18 protein-coding genes and 1 other annotated feature are annotated in these 21,988 nt (G+C 38.1%); of the genes, 4 read left to right on the top strand and 14 right to left on the bottom strand.

Features of this window, described 5'->3' with window-relative positions:
* Nucleotides 1-183 precede the first annotated feature (183 nt).
* The 5 genes from TY15_RS06640 to TY15_RS06660 all read right to left on the bottom strand — a co-directional run bounded on the left by TY15_RS06640 (nucleotide 184) and on the right by TY15_RS06660 (nucleotide 4,586).
* Nucleotides 184-1,374: an acetate kinase gene (locus tag TY15_RS06640; protein ID WP_040207639.1), complete on the bottom strand. Its 1,191-nt coding sequence runs from the start codon at nucleotides 1,372-1,374 to the stop codon at nucleotides 184-186.
* 239 nt (nucleotides 1,375-1,613) lie between these two features.
* Complete coding sequence (locus TY15_RS06645) at nucleotides 1,614-2,597, bottom strand: class I SAM-dependent methyltransferase (protein WP_040207638.1); 984 nt, start codon at nucleotides 2,595-2,597, stop codon at nucleotides 1,614-1,616.
* A gap of 114 nt (nucleotides 2,598-2,711) precedes the next feature.
* Complete coding sequence (tpx, locus tag TY15_RS06650; RefSeq protein WP_040207637.1) at nucleotides 2,712-3,212, bottom strand: thiol peroxidase; 501 nt, start codon at nucleotides 3,210-3,212, stop codon at nucleotides 2,712-2,714.
* A gap of 220 nt (nucleotides 3,213-3,432) precedes the next feature.
* The gene (gene ytfJ / locus TY15_RS06655) at nucleotides 3,433-3,909 is read right to left on the bottom strand and encodes a GerW family sporulation protein (protein ID WP_040207636.1); all 477 of its coding nucleotides are present in this window, start codon (nucleotides 3,907-3,909) and stop codon (nucleotides 3,433-3,435) included.
* 17 nt (nucleotides 3,910-3,926) lie between these two features.
* Nucleotides 3,927-4,586, bottom strand: coding sequence for a DUF2953 domain-containing protein (locus TY15_RS06660; protein ID WP_244440893.1), 660 nt, complete (start codon nucleotides 4,584-4,586; stop codon nucleotides 3,927-3,929).
* A 265-nt stretch (nucleotides 4,587-4,851) separates the two neighbouring features.
* Here TY15_RS06660 and TY15_RS06665 point away from each other — a divergent pair, with 265 nt between their 5' ends.
* A complete protein-coding gene (locus tag TY15_RS06665) occupies nucleotides 4,852-5,655 on the top strand; it encodes an NAD kinase (protein ID WP_040207634.1) in 804 nt (267 codons plus the stop codon).
* 80 nt (nucleotides 5,656-5,735) lie between these two features.
* Here TY15_RS06665 and rarD read toward each other — a convergent pair whose 3' ends face one another.
* The 7 genes from rarD to refZ all read right to left on the bottom strand — a co-directional run bounded on the left by rarD (nucleotide 5,736) and on the right by refZ (nucleotide 14,237).
* Nucleotides 5,736-6,668 carry an EamA family transporter RarD gene (rarD, locus tag TY15_RS06670; RefSeq protein WP_040207631.1) on the bottom strand — a complete coding sequence of 311 codons (933 nt, stop codon included), beginning with the start codon at nucleotides 6,666-6,668 and terminating at the stop codon, nucleotides 5,736-5,738.
* Between the two features lie 463 nt (nucleotides 6,669-7,131).
* Complete coding sequence (mbcS, locus tag TY15_RS06680; protein ID WP_040207628.1) at nucleotides 7,132-8,715, bottom strand: acyl-CoA synthetase MbcS; 1,584 nt, start codon at nucleotides 8,713-8,715, stop codon at nucleotides 7,132-7,134.
* Between the two features lie 153 nt (nucleotides 8,716-8,868).
* Nucleotides 8,869-9,072: an alpha/beta-type small acid-soluble spore protein gene (locus TY15_RS06685; protein WP_040207627.1), complete on the bottom strand. Its 204-nt coding sequence runs from the start codon at nucleotides 9,070-9,072 to the stop codon at nucleotides 8,869-8,871.
* A gap of 98 nt (nucleotides 9,073-9,170) precedes the next feature.
* Complete coding sequence (gene thiI / locus TY15_RS06690; protein ID WP_040207626.1) at nucleotides 9,171-10,376, bottom strand: tRNA uracil 4-sulfurtransferase ThiI; 1,206 nt, start codon at nucleotides 10,374-10,376, stop codon at nucleotides 9,171-9,173.
* Entirely contained in the window at nucleotides 10,377-11,519 is a 1,143-nt protein-coding gene (locus TY15_RS06695; protein WP_040207624.1) for a cysteine desulfurase family protein, read from the bottom strand.
* Between the two features lie 116 nt (nucleotides 11,520-11,635).
* Nucleotides 11,636-13,324, bottom strand: a complete 1,689-nt coding sequence (gene ezrA / locus TY15_RS06700; RefSeq protein ID WP_040207622.1) for a septation ring formation regulator EzrA — start codon at nucleotides 13,322-13,324, stop codon at nucleotides 11,636-11,638.
* A 280-nt stretch (nucleotides 13,325-13,604) separates the two neighbouring features.
* The gene (gene refZ, locus TY15_RS06705) at nucleotides 13,605-14,237 is read right to left on the bottom strand and encodes a forespore capture DNA-binding protein RefZ (protein WP_040207621.1); all 633 of its coding nucleotides are present in this window, start codon (nucleotides 14,235-14,237) and stop codon (nucleotides 13,605-13,607) included.
* A gap of 146 nt (nucleotides 14,238-14,383) precedes the next feature.
* Between refZ and TY15_RS06710 the strand changes: the two genes are divergently transcribed.
* Complete coding sequence (locus TY15_RS06710) at nucleotides 14,384-14,866, top strand: GAF domain-containing protein (RefSeq protein WP_040207620.1); 483 nt, start codon at nucleotides 14,384-14,386, stop codon at nucleotides 14,864-14,866.
* Nucleotides 14,867-14,967: 101 nt separating this feature from the next.
* Here TY15_RS06710 and TY15_RS06715 read toward each other — a convergent pair whose 3' ends face one another.
* A complete protein-coding gene (locus tag TY15_RS06715; protein WP_040207619.1) occupies nucleotides 14,968-16,404 on the bottom strand; it encodes a sensor domain-containing diguanylate cyclase in 1,437 nt (478 codons plus the stop codon).
* A 377-nt stretch (nucleotides 16,405-16,781) separates the two neighbouring features.
* Between TY15_RS06715 and rpsD the strand changes: the two genes are divergently transcribed.
* On the top strand, nucleotides 16,782-17,384 hold the full coding sequence (gene rpsD / locus TY15_RS06720) for a 30S ribosomal protein S4 (protein WP_040207618.1): 603 nt from the start codon (nucleotides 16,782-16,784) through the stop codon (nucleotides 17,382-17,384).
* Nucleotides 17,385-17,526: 142 nt separating this feature from the next.
* On the opposite strand, the gene tyrS is transcribed toward rpsD, so the two are convergent.
* Complete coding sequence (gene tyrS, locus TY15_RS06725) at nucleotides 17,527-18,783, bottom strand: tyrosine--tRNA ligase (protein WP_040207616.1); 1,257 nt, start codon at nucleotides 18,781-18,783, stop codon at nucleotides 17,527-17,529.
* A 42-nt stretch (nucleotides 18,784-18,825) separates the two neighbouring features.
* Nucleotides 18,826-19,048: a binding site (T-box leader), on the bottom strand.
* A 148-nt stretch (nucleotides 19,049-19,196) separates the two neighbouring features.
* Between tyrS and TY15_RS06730 the strand changes: the two genes are divergently transcribed.
* Entirely contained in the window at nucleotides 19,197-21,950 is a 2,754-nt protein-coding gene (locus TY15_RS06730; RefSeq protein WP_040207615.1) for a transglycosylase domain-containing protein, read from the top strand.
* Nucleotides 21,951-21,988: the final 38 nt, after the last annotated feature.

Raw genomic sequence — 21,988 nt, forward strand, 5'->3', positions numbered from 1 at the left:
GATCAAAACTTATAAATTCTTATATTATAAAGAAAACTCGCCGACTGGCGAGCCCAAAGGGCGAAGACAGAGGCGTAGTTGCACTTATGCCTGATAGGAAAGCTATACTTTCCTATCGGCCGATAAAAAGGCAAAAGCCATTAGGTTAGCTTTTGCCTTTGAATGAATTTAATTTTTGTCTTACTATTTACCTGCTAAACGAACAACGTCGCGGGCAATCATAACTTCTTCGTTTGTAGGGATGATTAAGACTTTCACTGGTGAGTGCGGATAATTGATAAATGCTTCTTCACCTTTAACCTTATTAAGAGCAGGATCCCAATACACTCCCATAAATTCAAGGCCTTTTAAGACATTTTCTCTAATCGTATCACTATTTTCACCAATACCCGCAGTGAAAATAATGGCATCCACACCGTTCATACGGGATGCGTATGAACCAATATATTTATGAATACGGTTCGCAAATACATCCAACGCAAGACGTGCACGGTCATTTCCCTTATTAGCTTCAATCTCGATATCTCTTAAGTCACTTGAGAATCCAGAAACAGCTAGCATACCACTCTTTTTATTAAGTACATCTAAAACTTCATCAGCTGTTTTACCCGTTTTCTCCATGATATATGGAATAAGTGCAGGGTCAATATTTCCTGAACGAGTACCCATTGTTACCCCAGCAAGTGGAGTAAAGCCCATGGATGTATCAATGGACATTCCGCCTTCAATTGCCGCGATACTAGCTCCATTGCCTAAATGACAAGAGATTAAGCGCAGTTGTTCAACAGGACGCCCCAATAATTCAGCTGCACGTTGTGAAACATATTTATGGCTTGTCCCATGGAACCCATATTTCCGAATGCCATATTCTTTGTAGTATTCATATGGCAAACTATATAAAAATGAACTTTCAGGCATCGTTTGGTGGAAGGCAGTATCAAACACTGCAATCGCTGGCACATTTGGAAGCACTCCCATAAACGCCTTAATACCTGTAAGATTGGCTGGGTTATGCAACGGAGCTAATTCAGATAATTCATCTATTTTATTTAAAACCTCTTCAGTAATTAAGACTGAATCATTAAAGGCTTCTCCTCCGTGTACGACACGATGACCGATTCCCTCAATCTCATCTAATGATTTAATGATTCCCAAAGTAGTTAATTTATCTAAAAGCATTTTTACAGCGACTTCATGATCTGGAATATCGGTGATTTCTTGAACTTTTTCCCCATTAACTGAAATATTGAAAATGGAATCCTTTAGGCCTATTCTTTCAATCAGTCCTTTTGTGATAACATCTTCACTCGGCATTTCAAATAATTGAAACTTCAAGGATGAACTTCCTGCATTAATTGCAATAATTTTTGCCATTTTGCTACCGCTCCTTTTATATAACAACATCGATTGTTTATGCATTTTGTTTAGTACACCTTATGTTGTGCAAATCGACCTCGTTTATTTCCCTCAATTTTTCATTTAATCATTGAACAAAACACAATTCAAGGAATATTTAACATGGTAGCGATTACAAGGAAAATGTTCATATATTCACATATTTCACACATTTATTTCAATAAAAAATAAAGGATAAAACCGGTAATAATCCAGTTTTATCCTTTATTTTCTTGAAACCAATTTTCCATCTTCGTGAGAATTTTATCCATTTCCACGGCATTGGATAGGCTCGGTAAATTCACTAGTAAAGCCTGTTTAGGTGGCTGAACACCCTCACCTTTTTTTTGTAAGATCAAAATACTCTTGCCTGAATTCTTACTTTTAAACATGCTTGTTGGTAATTGCAGAAGACCTTGAATAAACAGATGCTCCTTGATAAATTCATGTAATTGTGGTGCTTGCTCGCTTTCAAAGAGACCGTTAGGAACAAGGAAGAATAAATACCCGCCAGGTAGTGTGTGTCGAACACTTTGCTCGATAAACAAGTGATGGGAATAGGAATGGCCTTCTGCAGCCACTAATTGATAATCCGCTGCTCTAGTATCATTTGGATAGTACCCGATAGGTAAATCAGCAATAACCGTGTCAACTGGCTCAATAAATAATGACTCTAAACTATCTTGATTAAAAAACTGTATCGGATGTCCTTGTAAATTTGCATTGACATAAGCAAGCTTAATGAGGATATCATCAATCTCTACTCCAACAGATGTCACTTTTTTCTGTGAATGATTTAATACAGTGGTTAATAAATTTCCTGTTCCAACCGCAGGATCGAGAAGACGGAAGGAAGGTTGGGTCATAAATTTTTCAACTAAATAGCCAAAGAGCATCCCCACAGAGTCCGGAGTCATTTGGTGATTAGGCTGAACATTATCCTTCATGCCTTTTAATATCACAAGTTGGAAGGATTTACGGATGTCTTCATTCGAAAAGTTGTCTAAATGAATTTCTTCATATTGCTTCTTCAACCTTTTGACTGTTAACTCACTTAACTCTTTCTGAAGGATTGCTCCCTGAAATAAATTTTCACCTGTTTCAGCAAGTGCCTCTAAATAACTACAAGCTAATTCCTCTTGTAACATAAGTGCTGTTTCATTAAATAATGTAAATAGCTGTTCAACTGGAGAAATTTTCATTGTTCCCCTCCATTTATAAATTTCCTTATTCATTTTATACGAGTATGTATTTTTTAAACAAGTATAAAGGCCCCGCTAAACAGCAGAGGCCCTCTATTTCTTACTTATTTTATATTATTTTGCGTTTCTAGCTGCTTCTAGTGCTGCTTCATAGTTAGGGTGGTTAGTTGCTTCACTTACATATTCTACGTAAACAACAGTGTCACTTGAATCGACTACAAATACGGCACGAGCTAATAGTCTTAATTCCTGGATCGCAACCCCAAATGCTTCTCCAAATGAAAGATCGCGGTGATCCGATAATGTTTGAACATTTTCAATTCCACTCGCAGCACACCAACGCTTTTGCGCAAATGGCAAGTCAACACTTACAGTTAAAATTTTGACGTTCCCTAAGCTGTTCGCTTCTTCGTTGAAACGGCGAGTTTCTGCATCACATACGCCTGTATCTAGGGATGGAACAGAAGTAATTAAACGAACTTGCCCCTTCGTATCGTTTAACGTTACCGCTGATAAATCATTTGCAAGAACGGTGAAATTTGGGGCCTTTTCTCCCACTTTTACTTCATTTCCTAGTAAAGTTACTGCATTTCCTTTAAAAGTAACATTTGCCATTCTAACATCCTCCTTTGTCTTCTTAACGTAAATCAGCAAAAATGCAGGATTTACCTTAAATATGTACAGTGTAACTATATCTTTTCACAACATTTTTTGCAATTATTTGAATCAAAAGAAGCGTAAGACACTTGAGCAGGACAATTCTCAAAGTCAAATGTATACATTATCTCTAAAAAAAAGTTAACCTTCCATAGTAGGGGAAGATTAACCTTTGCCGTTATAATTCGAGATCAACTTTTGATTGGTGCTGTGAATCTTGGCCTTGTTGCTGTTTACTATCGTCTTTCTTTGAAAACATTTGCTGTATTTTATCAACCGCCTGTGGCGCAAGCTCCAAAATCTTCTCGTATAGATGTGTACTTTCATCTAAATGCAACATTTTGACCCCATGCGAGTTAACGATTAAAAATGCAATCGGGGTAATGGAGACGCCACCACCGCTCCCTCCACCAAATGGAAGCTGTGCTTTTCCCTGGCTCTGACCTTGACCTTGACTTTGCCCTTGTGATTGAGAGCTATCCATTTTAAACTCGCTACCACCTGCAGCAAATCCAAAGCCCACCTTTGATACAGTTAAAATGACACTCCCGTCAGGGGTTTCAACCGGATCACCAATGATGGTATTAACATCAATCATTTCTTTCAAGCTTTCCATTGCAGTCGTCATCAAACCTTGAATAGGGTGATCAGACATGGTTATTTCCTCCTCTTTCAAACGGATTTAGTTTTATCACCTGGAAATTCTGCTTTGCTTTTTGGGCGTGGTTTCCCGCCCTTCCAGAATTTAATCAGTTTTAATCCTGCGAGAATAGCATGCCCGATTCGAAATTGAAACATACATGTGATCCTTGTCTGAATTACAGTTGCTTGAAAATGGGGAGTAACGCTTAGATGCGGCATCTCTTTCAGACGAAAATAATGACTGAGCCATCCAACAATACCACCCTTCACGGCCCATAAAGCCCCTGCCAACATTCCGGTATGTGCTGCATCGCCAACCCCCATTAATGAATGCCACTCCAATTTTTTTACAGAGATCTTTTGAAAAAACTTTCTAACTATCACATGCATATGAACTACCTTTTGCAGGACTTCTCTGCCATTTTGTAATTTAGTTAGTAAATCATTGTGGGTAATCTGACTAACAGTAGGTTCTTGGTTGTCCTCTTGTTTCTCCCCAAAATGAGCATGACTTTGGACCACCATACTAGGAGAATTATCATCAATTTTAATTAATGGAACAGTTATCTTGTATTTGATTAATCCAAACCATATCCTAAACTCTACTTTTAAATCGTCATTATCATTATGATGATAATAATTTAGGAGAATCGTTAATTTAGTAAAAATAATAACTATGAATAAGAACACTATGAGCACCAAGGAGAGAATCAGCCAAAACAATTTGTTCACAACCTTTCAGCACATTATTATTCGCTTTTATAGAAAAAATAAACCTTTCAACTTAAAGCTGACACGTCATATTCATTCTTTCATTCGACATAAATTTCTTCCTTGTTTTATATTTTGCAATAAAAATGCTAAACTAAATTCAGAATAACGTAATTTCCGCAAAGATTTATTTTTCTAGAGCATTACATATACCAAATTTTCATCATCTTTTAGGGGGATTTATATGGAAATGAGACGTAATATTTATTTTTATCACAAACGTGATGCTGATATGCTTTCGATTACTGCACCCCTCCTAGAATTGGCCGATCGTTACGGGTTCTCCGTTATTGATGATTATCGGAAGGCTAACATCATTGCCAGTGTGGGAGACGATGGAACCTTTCTCCAAGCTGTCCGAAAAACCGGGTTTCGTGATGATTGCCTTTATATGGGGATTTCCACAAAAAATAGTTTAAGTATGTATTGCGACTTCCGTATCGACGATACCTCTAAAATGATCGAAGCCATGACCACCAATGAACATATTAAAGTTCGTCGCTACCCTACTATCGAAGTGAATGTTGATGGGAAAGGAACATTTTCATGCTTAAATGAATTCAGTATTCGCTCTGCCATTATTAAAACACTCGTCATTGATGTATTTATTGACCAACTTCATCTAGAAACCTTCCGCGGGGATGGGCTTATTGTTGCTACTCCAACAGGCAGTACTGCTTATAATAAATCGGTAAATGGTTCTATTGTGGACCCACTCCTCTCCTGCATGCAGGTAAGTGAGGTCGCCTCGGTAAATACAAATCGGTACCGTACACTTGGCGCTTCCTTTATTGTCGGGAGTGAGCGAACACTCACGCTCAAGGTAAGATCAGAAGGTAATGACCATCCGACCATGGGCATGGACAATGAGGCCTTAAGTATCCGCCATGTCGATAAAATACTAGTTACCATAAGCGATAAAAAAATAAAAACGTTAAAATTAAAAGACAACTCCTTCTGGAATAAAGTAAAGAGAACATTCCTCTAAAAAACACCTAGAACGAAAATCAGCAGCAAAGTTAATAGAGACTAAAAAAACCTTATCCGCGATTGGATAAGGTTTTTTTCTTATAGAGTTACTTTTTTTCCCTTTTGAATTTTTATGCCTTTTGGTGCCAACAGTTTCGTTTTGGAAAGGGAATAAATCGTTAGTCCTAACCAGATAAATATAAAGGATAGGAGTTGGATTTTTGAAAAATGCTCCTGATAGACAAAAACGCCTAACATTAACGTCAATGTCGGGGCAATATACTGCAAAAATCCGAGTAAGGAGAGGGGAATCTTTTGCGCCCCCTTTGCAAAATACAACAGCGGTACTGCCGTTACGACACCTGCTCCGATTAATAGCAAATCCGTTCCCGTATTTACTGATAAAAAAGAATTCGAACCTGTAAAAAATAAGAAAATCATATAGATGGCAGCGATCGGCGCAACTACTAACGTTTCCAATGTTAAGCCAACCGCAGAATCGACATTTATTAGTTTTTTAGCTAACCCATAAAGACCAAAGGTTAAGGCTAAGGAAACGGCAATCCAAGGAAATGCCCCATGAGAAACGGTGACAATTAATACTCCAATTGCTGCTAATAGAAATGAAATATATTGGTATATGTTTAACTTTTCCTTTAATACAAGCATCCCGAGTACAATGCTAATCAGTGGGTTTATATAATAACCTAGGCTTGCTTCAATCATATGACCGTTGTTAACCGCCCAAATATAAATAAACCAATTTCCACTTATTAGGACAGAGGCAATCGCAAGTGCCACCATTTGCTTTTTATTTTTGGCAAAGCCCTTAATGGTTTGAATAAATAATCCCCATTTTTTCGTGAAGAAAAGAACTACTACCATAAAAACAAATGACCAAAATACGCGGTTTCCAAGTATCTCCATTGCGTTCACACGATCTAATAATTTCCAATAAATTGGCAATAGCCCCCAAATTAAATAGGAAAAGCCTGCCTGAATGGCCCCCGTTTGTGTTTCTGTCTTCCCCATATTGTTTCCCAAGCCCCTTTTCTTTCAGTTTTCGAAATAATCTTCATTATAACGCGAAACGGAAAAAAGAGAAGCCTTTTTTGCTCAAAAATCCTGAAAGCAAGAAAAGCGCAAGGCGCCCGCCTATCGGCGACAAGCACAAGACGAGCCGGCGGGAAGGTTGTTCTTTAACCTTCTCGACGGATTGGCTTGTGACCTCGAGCCGATGGCGCCTGGAGCTGGACAATTCTCAAAGTCGAAACATATAAATTCTGGTAATACAAGAAAAGCGCAAGGCGCCCGCCTATCGGCGACAAGCACAAGACGAGCCGGCGGGGAGGTTGCTCTCTTTAACCTTCTCGACGGATTGGCTTGTGACCTCGAGCCGATGGCTTCTTGAGCTGGACAATTCTCAAAGTCAAAATTTCTTTCTTATCTTTTAAACAAGCAGGCGGTCAATGCCCGCCTGCCCTTTGATTCTTCTTTATTGTTTGATTGACTGCATTTCTTTTTGACGTAACTCAATCCGACGAATTTTCCCCGAAGTTGTTTTTGGAAGCTCGGATAAATACTCAATTTTTCTTGGATACTTATACGGTGCTGTAAGCGCTTTAACATGCTCCTGCAAGTTTTGTGTCAGGTCTGGATCTGCTGGATCAACATCCTCTTTTAAGACAACAAAGGCTTTCACAATGAAGCCACGAATCTCATCTGGGCTTGCCACGACTGCACACTCTTTAACAGACGGATGTTTGACGAGAGCATCTTCTACTTCAAACGGTCCAATTGTATAACCTGAACTAATGATAATATCATCACCACGGCCCTCAAACCAGAAATAGCCTTCTTCATCCATTTTAGCTTTATCACCGGTCACATAGTAATCACCGCGGAACTGCATGGCTGTTCTTTCAGGATCTTTATAGTAGTTTTTAAATAAGGCTGGTGTTTCAATATGGACAGCAATATCGCCTACCTCACCCACACGGCAAACTTGACCGTCATCATTAATGATATCAACCCTATTTCCAGGTGTTGGCTTGCCCATTGAACCTGGCTTCAATTCCATTCCCTTTGTTACTCCTACAAGCAAGGTGTTTTCTGTCTGCCCGTAGCCATCACGGACATCAATAGTAAAATATTTTCTAAACGTATCAATTACTTCTCTATTTAAGGGTTCCCCGGCTGAAACAGCACTATGAAGATTTGGCAATTGGTAGTCCGCCAAATTGTCCACCTTCGCCATTAAGCGATATTCAGTCGGTGTGCAACAGAGGACATTGACATCATATTTTTGTAAAAGACTCAAATATTTCTTTGGATCAAATTTTCCGTTGTAAACAAGTCCTGTTCCGCCGGAGCCAAGCACAGATAAAAAGGGGCTCCAGATCCATTTCTGCCAACCTGGTCCAGCCGTAGCCCAGACAGTATCGCCGTCTTCAATACAAAGCCATTTAGGGGCTGCTGTTTTTAAATGAGCAAAAGCCCAGCCATGGGTGTGTACCACACCTTTTGGATTGCCCGTCGTTCCTGATGTATAAGATAAAAAAGCCATATCATCTCTTAGTGTTTCAGCAATTGCCATTTCTTCACTCGCTTTTTGCATAGCGGCATCAAGATGAATCCAACCTGCTTCTGCTCCACCAATTGCAAATTTAACCAACGGCTGTGTCTCAGTAATATGTTTAAACTGATCAACATAAGGATAATAACTAACCACAGCTTTGACATCACCATGAGAAATACGATACTGCAAATCTTTCTCCTTTAACATTTCTGAACTTGGTATAACCACCATGCCGGCTTTTAATGCTGCCAAGTAAATAACATATGCTTCAATAAGACGAGGTACAATGACGAGAACAACATCACCCTTTGTTAATCCATTTTCCATAAGGACATTTCCTGCTTGGTTTACTAGCTTTAATAATTGCTCATATGTAACTTGCTTTGTCTCTCCTGCCTCACTTTCCCATTTCAAGGCAATTTTTGATGAATCCTCCGCAAAACGCTCCATTTCAGAAATAAGATTATACTTTTCTGGCGCGATTAAATCTTCCCGTTTCATCTTTCTCCCCCTCATTATTTACTAAATATCCTCAAAATCATTATACATAATTATTGAAAGATTTTAAATTATTATTCAATTAATCCTATTTTTCAAGCATAAGAAAGAGAGTGAAGGAAAACCTCCACTCTCTGTAGCCATCATATTTTTTTATTAACGAGAGAATCCGCCGCCTAATTGTTGTTCGGCCATTGAAACTAAACGCTTAGTGATTTCACCACCAACTGACCCGTTAGCACGTGAAGTAGTATCTGCACCAAGGTTTACGCCAAATTCTTGAGCAATTTCGTATTTCATTTGATCTAGAGCTTGTTCAACACCAGGAACTAATAATTGATTTGAATTGTTGCTTGCCATGTGATATCACCTCCTTGTGAGTATAGAATGTGTAGAATCCATAAGGTTCATTCTATAATCCAATTGGTAATTGTTCACAAAAAATTCAAATCTTGTCGTTAAAATAAGGATTCAAATTCTGAATGCTGTTCATCAACTTGTTTAATAACAAGGGTTTCAACCTTTTCAACCGCTTCTTGGATCATTGGTTCAAAATCAAAATAACTTTCATAGCGGTTGACTTTTTCTCTTTTTGGCTTTGTTTTTGGTGAGGATGGGACAAAGATTGTGCAGCAATCCTCAAATGGTCGATTCGAAATTTCAAGTGTATCGATTTCTTGAGCAATTTTGATTATATCCGTTTTATCCATCGTAATCAAAGGTCGTAAAATAGGAGTGTTCGTCACTTCATTTATGGCATACATACTTTCTAATGTCTGACTAGCTACCTGACCAAGACTTTCTCCGGTAACAATAGCTAAGCCATCCTGTTTTTTCCGTATTTCATCAGTAATGCGAAGCATCATTCTTCTAGTTGTCGTCATCGAATAATTCTCCGGAATTTGCTCGCGAATCGCCTGTTGAATATTTGTAAAAGGCACAATATGAAGTTTAATTGATCCATATATCCCCGCTAGTTTTCTTGACAAATCAACGACCTTTTCCTTTGATCGTTCACTTGTAAAAGGAGGACTGAAAAAGTGGACAGCTTCAATTTCTAATCCCCTTTTCATGGCCATATAACCTGCCACTGGACTATCAATACCACCGGAAAGCATGAGCATAGCCTTGCCACTCGAGCCAACTGGAAGACCACCAGCCCCCTGTATGATCTCACACGATAAATATATGGCTTCTTTTCGGACCTCAATCCGTAAATTAATATCAGGATTTTTTACATCCACTTTGAGTCCTGGAATATTCTGGAGTAGATGACCACCAATGGCGTGATTGATTCCATCTGTATTCAATTCAAAGGCTTTATCCGATCGTTTTGGAGTAATCTTGAAAGTTTCCCCTTCATTGTATAGGCTGGTAACTAATTCAAGCGAGGTTTGTTTTAACACCTCAACGTCCCTGTCCACCTTTATCGCAGGACTAAAAGACTGAATCCCAAAGACATTCTTTAATTTTCCAATTACATCTTTGCCATTTTCACCATTTAATAACACATACATCCGATCACGGCTTGCCTCAACCTTAACATTCGGAAAGGGAGCAAGGGCGATTCTAACACTTTTCCTCAGTTTTTCGACAAATTTATTACGATTTCTACCTTTTGTTGATATTTCTCCATAGCGTATTAAGATTCGATCATATTTCATTTAATTCATTACCTTTCTTAATTGGTTTGCAGCTTTTTTCATCGCCGCGATTACCATTAAAGCCTCTTCTTTTGTATTAGCAAATGACAAACTGATCCTAAAAGCACTATCAGCTATAGTCTCAGGAACGCCCATTGCTAGCAAGGTTTTACTTGATGTTTTCTTTTTGGACGAACAGGCACTGGTTGTTGAAACAAAGATCCCATCCTGTTCTAGTGCATGGATAAACACTTCCGCTTTCAATCCATTAAGTGAAAAATTGAAAATATGGGGTGCTGACCCATTTATAGGTGTATGGATCTGAACACCTTCAAATGAAGATAATTCACCTCTAAGCAGGGTTTGAATCTCTCTCATATTATTTATACCCGCTTTGCTATTATCCATGGTCATTCTTAATGCCTTCGCCATCGAAACAGCACCTGCGACATTTTCGGTTCCGCTTCGCATCTGCCGCTCTTGGTTCCCACCAGAAAATAACGGAGCCAGCCTTGCCCCCTCACGAATAAAGAGAGCTCCCGTTCCTTTTAACCCATGAAATTTATGGGCAGACAATGAACAAAGGTCGACTCTATTTTCATATAAATTCATAGGGACTTTTCCAATACCCTGGACTGTATCCACATGGAATAAAATCGATGGATATTTTTTTAACAGATCACCAATTTCCTTAATAGGTTGAATAGTACCAACTTCGTTATTCACCTGCATAATGGAAATCACCGTCGTATCTGGTCGGATGGCATTCTTCACATCATCCACACTGACTCTTCCATATTCATCAACAGGCAAATAGGTGATCTCGAACCCCACCTGCTCCAATTGTTCCATGGCAGCCATTACTGAGGCATGCTCAACACTGGATGTTATCAGATGACGCCCTCTACTTCGATTTAGTAAAGCCGCACCTTTAATGGCAATATTATTGCTTTCAGTACCGCCTGACGTGAAATAAATTTCTGATGGTCTTACACTTAATAACTTAGCTACCTGTTCCCGTGCCTGTGACAAGAGCTTTTCGGCCTGCCCTCCCATGCTATGCAGTGATGATGGATTACCGAAATATTTACTTGAAACGGTAACAAAGGAATCTAATACTTCATTATAAGGTTTAGTCGTTGCACTATTATCAAAATAAATCATTCTAATCTCCTCCGTACCAAGACAGTTACCAAAGATAAATCTTAACATAAATAGCTACATTTGAAAAAGGATAGAAAAAACCGATTCAAACCATAGATTGAATCGGTTTTTTCTATCTATTCTGTTTCAATGGTAGCTTTAATTTTTTTCAATGCTTCTGGGTCAAATCTCTCAAGCGTTGCTGCGACCTGCTCTAATGCCTGTTGATACTCGTAATGTCTAAAGGAATCTTCTGCATCAGCTAACCCTTTGGCAACGGATGGATTTTGACTACGATAACGATTGCCATATTGAATCGCTCTCTCTGCCAACGTAACATTTTCAATTAACTCAATCGTAGTACTTACTAGTTTTTCAACTGTTAGTACAGCCATTTCAAGATATTCATTAAGCGCAGAAATATTTAGTGGTTTTTCTTCGAGTTGGTAGCGGACATTTTGAATGCTCTCATTCGTATCCTCGAATAAATATTGATAATCGGCAGGAACTCCTGGAATATTATTCTTTTTGACAAGTCGAACCGTTTCCCCAACTTTTTTCGTCAGTTCTTTGACCTTTTCCCTTGCTTCAAACTCATCCTTTCTGAGGTCTTGCAGCTTAAGGGTAAAAGATTCTTGACCCTCACGGATGATATCTAACTGGTCTTTCAATTCACTTAATTCCTCACATAATGCCGTTTGTGCCGTTTCGTTCATTTTTAATTTTTCTACCAATATTTCATAATGTTTGTAAACAGTTGAAAGTTCCTTTTCTAAATGTCTTAGTGTTTCAAAATCACTATCCGTTAATTGGTAACTTTGTTGGACCTGTAAGATTTCATTCGAAAGATTTTTACTTTCTTTTTGAGCAGCAGCCAGGAGTTCATATGCAACTTTTTCATTTTTCATCAAAAAGTGCTTTGCATGAACTTCTTTTTCCAAGAGGTCAAATAGGATATCAATTCGATCCTTAACCTCCTTAATACCCTCTTCGGCTTTTTCGATTTCAATAGCTTCGATTAACACGAGATTTTCCGTAAGTTTTTCTTCTAGTCGCTTTATTTCTTCTACCACATTTATATGGTCCAAATAATATTCTTGCTCCGTCATTTCGCGAAGCCCTTCGAGACAATCGGAAAATTGATTTGGCAGTAATGATTGACATTCAATTAATAGTTGAGGAATAACATCCATATGTTTTTTTATTGTTCCAAGTTGTTTGGCAATCATTAGAACAATCTCACGGGCTTCAAGATAATTACCCAGGTCTGTCTTTTCATCAAATTCCTGAAATTTCTGCACTACCTCTTTTAATTGCTCTTCTAAATGTCTTTCGGCATTTCCAAAACTATAGCGATGGGCAAGTAACATTTTTTTAGCTTCTCGATAAAGTTCTTTTTGCTCTTCTACTTCAACCCTATTTTTTTCTTCGCTTCCAACAAGTTCATGTAATTCTTCTAATATTTTTTTTATCTGATCCTCAGTTTCTTGCAGTTTCATATCAATCTCTTGTTGAACATTTTTAGCTTTTTTGAACCGATATCGATCGATGTACTCTTCCGCATCAAAAAGCAAATCTTCTAAATTAGGGAGCTTTACTGTTACCACATCATCCCATTGGTTCCGCCAACGTTCAAAAAGTTCTTCCGTTTGGCCTGTCATATTTAACTGCTTAACCTTTGACATTTCATCCAGTATTGGTCTATTTAATAAATCGATTTTCCATGCTTCCAATCGATCCATTTCTTTAAAATATTTTTTCTTTATTAAATATCCCAATACAAATACAGCCAGTATTAGGATGAAAAATCCAATGAAATATTTCACAAGTAAGCCCCCTAGTTCAAACAACATTGATTCGATAAATTCAGACACACATCTATGTTAATGATTCACGTAAAGTTCCATTAATGCTTTTATGATACCATGTAAACGACATTTTTTGACTATAATTTTCAATTTTTTTGTAAAATAAACGAAAACTCTTTTAATGGGGAGTCCGTTTGGACGAAGACAGTGGCGAAGTTGAATCCATGAGACAAAACCAGATATAAATCTGGTTATCATTTCATCCACCCTTTTCAGCAAAAAAAAATAGCGATTCCCGCTATTTAATAATCGCACTCTTTTGTATTGGTAAATCAGTACACAATGTAAAATCAATCCATGAATAGATATCTTTTAAATACTTTTGCTCAAAAAATCGCTCATTTGGAAAAATGTATAAAACTTCCCTCATATATTGACTATTCATGAATGGCATCATTAATAAACTTTTTAATTGAATAATGAGATATGGAATCGAATGCGGACGAAATTCCTGCCATTCAAAACCTCTTTCGAATATTTTCTGAAGATAATATTTTTCTTTAAGCGAATAGGTTGACATAATTTCCCTTACGATTTGTGAATCCATTGACATTTCCCGATACACAAAACTGGTCAATTCACTATTTTCACATTGATAATGAAATACATCCGCTACAATCTGCTTTAAACATGCCTTTGCTCCCTGATCAATGGAAGTGTATGCTTCTTCAATCCTACTCAAGTACTGTTCAAAAAAATGCAAAAAGCAATATTCTAAGAGACCCGGTTTATTATTGAAATGGTAGGCAATAGTTGCTGAATTAACTTTTGCTAACTTGGCAATATCCCTAATTGACGTACCAGAATACCCATTTGAATTAAACAACGATATTGCGGCCTTAACAATTGCTTCCTTTGCATCTTTTTTCATTCCTTCTCCCCCTTCAGGAATCCCCATACATAATGATTCTTTGTCATATCCCTGATTCCTTTATGAAAATATCGACAAAGTATGCTCATTTTCTTCTAATTTTGATAAAATATAAACTAAATCCTAGAAGAAAAAGGTGAAATAGCATGTTTAACGTCGAAATGTACACGGGAAGCCGTGAAGAAAATTTTGAACTCGCAAAAAAACAATTGAAAGCTCTCCTACTTGATGAACCTAATCAAATAGCTAACCTCAGTAATACATCTGCCCTATTGAACCAATTTCTTGACCGGATTAATTGGGTTGGATTTTATTTAGTAGATACTAATGGGGAACTCGTCCTTGGTCCATTTCAAGGACTACCTGCATGTGTTCGCATTCCCATTGGGAAGGGAGTCTGTGGCACTGCTGCCCTTAAAAAGGAAACAATTCTTGTGGATGACGTTCATCAATTCCCAGGCCATATCGCTTGTGATGCGGCATCTCAATCCGAAATAGTTATCCCGCTTCTAAAGGGTGAGAAATTAATTGGGGTATTAGATATTGATTCCCCGGAGAAAAATCGCTTTGATGACACTGATCAACAAATGCTCGAAGAAATTGTAGCCATCCTACTAAACCATTTATAGAACGGTTATAACAATTCTCATAGTCGATGGAAGCGGAAATCTTTAACACAATTTATAGAAAAAGGGCACAGGAGATTTTCCTTGTGCCCTTTTTTCTATAATTATCGATTACCAAACTTACCGCCCTGAACAACAACCATGTTTTTACCCGTCTCTTTAGCAATGTATAAGGCATCATCGGCCCTTTTAAATAAGTATTGATAAGAATCGAGTCTATTTATACTCCAATAAGAAACACCACATGACACTGTCACATGAGGATCGCTAGACTCTGAAACCCTTTTTACGATAGTTTCAGCAATTGTTACTCCCGATTGTAATGAGGTCCTTGGCAGATAAATCGCTAGCTCCTCTCCACCCCATCGAGAACCAATATCACTCTCGCGCATAATTTCTCTAATAAGATCTGCTACCTGTATCAGCACTTCGTCTCCGATTTGATGTCCAAAGGTATCATTAATTTTTTTGAAATTATCAATATCAACAAGAATAAATGTACCTTCTTCATCCTCCTTCATCGATTGCTGGATCTTTTCATCCAAAAACTTTCGTGAATAGAGATTTGTCAAATGGTCGATAATCACCATTTTCTTTAATTCCTCCCGGAGTAAGGAATTCGTTAGTGCTAATGATGAATGGTGGACAAGCGCTTGTAGTAGTTTAAATGTATCAAAAGAGAAAAAATAGGGACTTTCATGCATGATAATAAAAAAGCCGGTCAATTTCTTCTCCACTACCAGTGGCACAGCCATTATAGAGTGAAAGGCTGCTATTTGTTGATTGGTTGGCAACGTAAGATCCCCTATAAATAGAGGTTCGTTACCTTCCTGGATTTTTTCCTTTATGTAGTTAATATAAGTTTGTGATTTCTGGGTGAAAAAGTAAGGAGTCGAGCCTGGAAGTGCTTTGGCATCGGACTTGGCATGATCTGTTGAAAACAGAAAAAAGCCCACTTCCTGTGCCTCAAAATAGTCTTTGATTTGTTCTGACATGAATGTCAGCGTCTCAGCTAAAGGCTGATTTGAATTTAATTGGTACGATGTATCGTTAATTAATTGCAGTTCAGAGATGGTTCTTTTTGTCTGCTGAAAAAGCTGAGCATTTTCCAAGGCCCCGCCCGCACATGCTGACATTAACGTAATAAACTCTATTTCATTAGTAGGAATTTCAGAACAATCTGGTGCGATTATCTGTAATACTCCATACACCCCCTGCTTTCCTTTTAATGGCACATATAGAACGGCATGTTTATCAATAAATGATGTTTCAAAATGAACCTGCCCCGATACATAGGTATTTATGGCCATAATATTTTCTCCGTCGTATTCAAGGTCAATAATCGGAAGATCACTGTGACTATGGGTATCCAAGGAAAGAAGTAAGTAATAGGAATAGTTAGGGTACACTTCTTTCAGGATCACAAATATCTCCCCTAATACAAAATCCACATCCATCGACGAATGGAGTTTTTCAGCTATTTGAAATAATTTTTTATATTTCACAACATCCAATAATAGATCTCCTTCAATAGCATTCATTCATATTCACCTGTTTTATAATTCCAAATAAATACATCGTATCCTAATTATAGTTAATTTTATGATACTTTTGGAATGTTTTTTTAATAATTTATTAATTTTTTTATAGTTATTTTTGCAGTCAGCTTTATTCCGAAAATTAACTTGACTTTATAGGAATAAAAATTATATAATACTCTTTGTGTAAAATATTGCAGCCTCTTATGTTACTTTATTAGATTCATTTTATTCCTCATAAAGGTATATTCCCTTTAAATGATGGTGTATCTTGTAACCCTTAGCTGCTAGGGCGAAGGTGCATGAAAATAAAATGACTATTAAGGATTCTCATAACGGTTTTTATTTTACCAAAATAAAAACACAAGGAGGAGTCATTCATGGCTCGTTATACTGGCTCTAGCTGGAAAATCTCTCGTCGTCTTGGTATCTCTCTAAGCGGCACAGGTAAAGAATTAGAAAAGCGTCCTTACGCTCCTGGACAACATGGTCCAAACCAACGCAAAAAGCTTTCTGAATACGGATTGCAATTACAAGAAAAGCAAAAACTTCGTCATATGTATGGAGTTACTGAGCGTCAATTCCGTAATCTTTTTGATAAAGCTGGCAAATTAGGCGGCGTTCACGGTGAAAACTTCATGATTCTTCTTGAATCACGTCTTGATAACGTAGTATACCGTTTAGGTCTTGCTCGTACTCGTCGTGCTGCTCGTCAATTAGTAAACCATGGCCACATCATGGTTGATGGTGCTCGTGTAGATATCCCATCATACCGTTTAAAAGCTGGTCAAACAATCAGCCTTCGTGAAAAATCTCGTAACCTTGATGTTGTGAAAGAAGCGATCGAAGTAAATAACTTCGTTCCTGATTATTTAACATTCGATGCTGACAAATTAGAAGGTACTTTCACTCGCTTACCTGAGCGTTCTGAATTACCTGCTGAAATCAACGAAACTCTTATCGTCGAGTTCTACTCACGTTAATAAGGTTAAACCTCCGATTCCTATTGGTATCGGGGGTTTTCTTTTTTTATTCTATATAAATAATGCCCGTTGATTTCCGCTCTAATTAACACAAAAAGCAAGTGGAGAAAAACGAGCTGTCTTTCTTCACTTGCCTTTTTGTTTAATATTTTATTAACGTATATTTCTTTTTTCCACGTCTAATAATGGTAAACTGTCCATCGATTCGATCATTTTCTGTTAGGGCATAAGCAGTGTCCATGATTTTATCACCATTAACGCTCACAGCACCGTTAGCAATATCTTCACGCGCTTGCCGTTTTGATGGGGATATTTTCGCAGCCACCAAAAGATCAACCAAATTCTCCTCATTTTGCGAAGTATAAGCTGGTACATCTTTAAAGCCCTGCTTAATTTCCTCAGCTGAAAGACTACTTACATCTCCACTAAATAAAGCCTGAGAAATCTTGATAGCTTGCTGCAGTGACTCTTCTCCATGGATAAGACGAGTCAGCTCTTCTGCCAGTGCCTTTTGGGCTTTGCGAAGATGCGGTTCATCTTGAACACTCTGCTCTAATTGCTCAATTTCTTCACGAGTGAGGAAGGTAAAATACTTCAAATATTTCAAAACATCCGCATCTGCAGTGTTAATCCAGAACTGGTAGAATTCATATGGAGTTGTTTTTTCCGGATCCAACCAAACAGATCCACCCTCTGATTTACCAAACTTTGTACCATCCGCTTTGGTAACAAGAGGAATTGTCAGGCCGTACGCTTTTGACTCTTCGTCCGCATGCATTTTGCGAATTAACTCCAATCCAGAGGTAATGTTCCCCCACTGGTCACTCCCACCAATCTGCAATTTACAATTATGATGGTCATACAGGTGATTAAAGTCTAACGCCTGCAAAATGGTATAGGTAAATTCAGTAAAAGAAATGCCTGTTTCGAGACGGGAAGCAATCGTATCCTTAGCAAGCATGTAATTAACCCCAATATGTTTACCAATGTCCCTTAAAAAGGTAACAATATCCATTGAACCGGCCCAATCATAGTTATTCACCATAATTGCACCATTATCCCCATCAAATTCAAAAATAGATTCTAGTTGTTTCTTGATACCCGCGACATTTTCTTGAACGGTTTCTAATGTCAAAAGTTTACGTTCTTCACTTTTTCCACTTGGATCGCCAATGAGTCCTGTCGCTCCGCCAACTAAAACGATGGGACGGTGACCATGTTGTTGAAATCTCCTGAGTGTTAAAAATGGTACTAAATGACCAATATGCAAGCTATCTGCCGTTGGGTCTGCCCCACAATATAAGGAGATACTTTCCTTGCTTAATAGATCCTTTAACCCCTCTTCATCCGTTTGTTGATAGATAATCCCCCGCCAAGTTAAATCCTGTAATAAATCCATATTTATCCCTCCAAAATCAAAATAAAAACGCCCCTGCAAAAATGCAGGGACGTAAATTATACGCGGTACCACCCAGCTTGAGGAAAGCTTCCTCCAACTCAAAAAAATTAACGGTTTAGACCGTTTCCCGCTACTAGCCGACAAGTTTTCACAGAAAAAGCTCCAGGATGTATTTCATTCTTCTATATGTACCAGCTTTCAGCACCGCTGGCTCTCTACAAACAGGGATAGAAGAACTACAGTTGGTTCCCTTCACAGCTTATCAATATAAAATTTTCTATAGCTCTTTTTACCATATTTCGTTTCACATGTCAAACCTCAACTGGAAATTTCAGAAAATGTAGAAGCTTGTCAGTTTTTATCCTTACTATATGCTATAATGTAAGGGATTTTATATTGAGGTGATGCTCTGAATGAATGAAAAAATCCAGGCATGGATGGAAAAAGGAAAATCCATACTAAACTTATTTACCCATAAGAAAACGGTAAAAAGTGCTCGAATTACCTATCAAGTCGTTTGGAACCTCTTTCTTCTTGTAGTAACAGTGCTTATAATCGGAGGATCGTTTGCTACAGGTGTTGGTGCAGGTTATTTCGCCTCCCTTGTAAAGGATGAACCCGTCCGCTCTTACGAAAGTATGAAAAAGGATATTTATAATTACACAGAAACATCGGATTTATATTTTGCCGATGATGTCTATCTTGGCAGGCTAAGATCTGACCTTGTGCGAGATGAGGTCAAGGTTGAAAATGTCTCCAAGGATTTAGTCAATGCTGTTGTTGCCACCGAAGATGAGTACTTTTATCAGCATAAAGGGGTCGTCCCGAAAGCGGTTTTCCGTGCAGTCTTCCAGGAGGTAACCAATTCTTCTGTGCAGTCGGGTGGAAGTACCTTAACCCAACAATTGATAAAAAATCAAATCTTAACAAACGAAGTTTCCTTCCAACGGAAAGCAAATGAGATATTACTTGCACTGAGATTAGAGAAATTCTTTGATAAAAAAGAAATTCTTGAAGCCTATCTTAACGTTTCAACCTTCGGAAGAAATTCTTCAGGACAAAACATTGCAGGTGTTCAAGCGGCTGCCAAAGGTATTTTTGGGAAAGAGGCAAGTGAACTAACTTTACCTCAAGCAGCGTTTATTGCGGGACTGCCGCAAAGTCCGTTTGGATATACCCCCTTTACACGGGAAGGTACTGTTAAAAACAATCTTGAACCAGGTCTCACCCGGATGAAAACAGTTCTAAAAAGAATGTTTGATGGTGGATATATTAACCAGCAACAATATGCTGAAGCTTCCGGGTACGACATTACAAAGGACTTTATTACTCCAGTTAGTAACCCGCTTGAAAAATATCCATGGCTTACGTTTGAGATTGAAAAGCGTTCAATCGAAGTTCTGACTACGGTACTAGCCCAAAAAGACGGCTATACTGATAAAGATTTAAAAAATGATGACAATCTTTATTACAAATACAAAACATTAGCAGACCATGATTTACATCAAAATGGCTATAAAATTCATACCACGATTGACAAGGGCATTTACGATGCCATGCAAGTGGTAAAAGACAATTATAAAAATTATGGACCTGATAAACCGCAGGAAAAGAAGGATCCAGAAACTGGTGAAACAATTACTGTGACTGAACCCGTTGAAGTGGGAGCAGAATTAATTGAGAATAAGACAGGAAAGATCATCAGTTTTGTCGCTGGAAGAAATTATGACAACCAACAGCTCAATCACGCAACGAGTGCCATTAGACAAAATGGCTCCACGATGAAGCCGCTTCTTGTCTATGGTCCGGCAATTGAGTTAGGAAAAGTGTCTCCCGGAACACCATTACCAGATGTAGCACTGAGTCTCGCTTTCGGTCGAAGTACTCCGTGGCCGCGCAACTATGATTTAAGATACAGCGGATTGGTTTCTGCCCGTTATGCACTGGCAAAATCGTATAACGTCCCTGCCGTTAAATTATATAAAGACATTGTTGATCAAAGTCCAGCTAAGTATCTTGAAAAAATGGGATTTACTTCTTTAAAAAAACCTGACTATACCAATCTTTCTACAGCCATCGGCTCCATGGAGACAGGCGTGACAATAGAAGAAAATACAAATGCATTCAGCACATTTGCAAATGGTGGGAAATTTATTGACGCCTATTTGATTGATAAAATTGTCGATAAAAATGGCAAGATTATTTATCAACACGAGGTGAAACCGGTTGATGTCTTTAAACCACAAACAGCCTATTTAACACTAGATATGATGCGTGATGTGGTCAAAATGGGGACGGCATCAGGTGTGAAAAGCAAATTGAAATTTAATGCGGATTGGGCTGGGAAAACAGGGACAGGGAATGAATATATTGATTCTTGGTTTGTCGCTACAAATCCAAGCGTTACCTTTGGAATTTGGACAGGGTACGATACGCCAAAATCTCTCAATACCTCTGGCATGTCCTATAGCCAACGGACAAATAATCTTTGGGCTGAATTAATAAATGCAGCCTATAGTATTAAACCAGATTTAGTTGATCCAAAAGAAACATTTGAAATGCCTGATGGAATTGTAAAACGTTCTTATTGCGCCGTTTCAGGTATGTTACCTTCTGAAGCCTGTTCAAAAGCAGGATTAATTGAAAGTGATTACTTTAATATCAATAATGTTCCAACAAAAGTAGATGATAGTTTGCTTGAAAGCAAATTTGTCACAGTAGGTTCTAAAAAATATTTGGCCTTAGATTCTACACCAGAAGAGTTTGCCCAGTTTGGTCTTATCCTAAACCCAGACTTTATCACTCGAATGGTAGGAAAGAACTTTAAAAATACTAGTCAGTTAATTCCTAAGAAAGACCGTTGGGGAAAAATCCTTGTTCCAGATGCTAAAATGGTCGATAACGGGAAGAAGCCTGATAGTGTAAGCTTATCTGGATCAGGCAATAAATTAGCATGGTCCGCCTCACCTGATAATGATGTCGTTGGATACCGTGTCTACCAAGCTGGCTTACTTTCATCGAAAGTAGCAAGCATAAAAAGTGATTCTGATCTTTCCTTTACTGCCAACAATGGAGATTATTATGTAACGGCAGTCGATATCGCTGGAAATGAATCGGCACCATCTAATATAGTGACCCTAGGTTCATCTGAAACACCTGCTCCTTAAGAAATAAAAATCGCACCGAATTCGGTGCGATTTTTTGT

Source organism: Neobacillus jeddahensis (assembly GCF_000612625.1).
Taxonomy (GTDB): Bacteria; Bacillota; Bacilli; order Bacillales; family Cytobacillaceae; genus Neobacillus; species Neobacillus jeddahensis.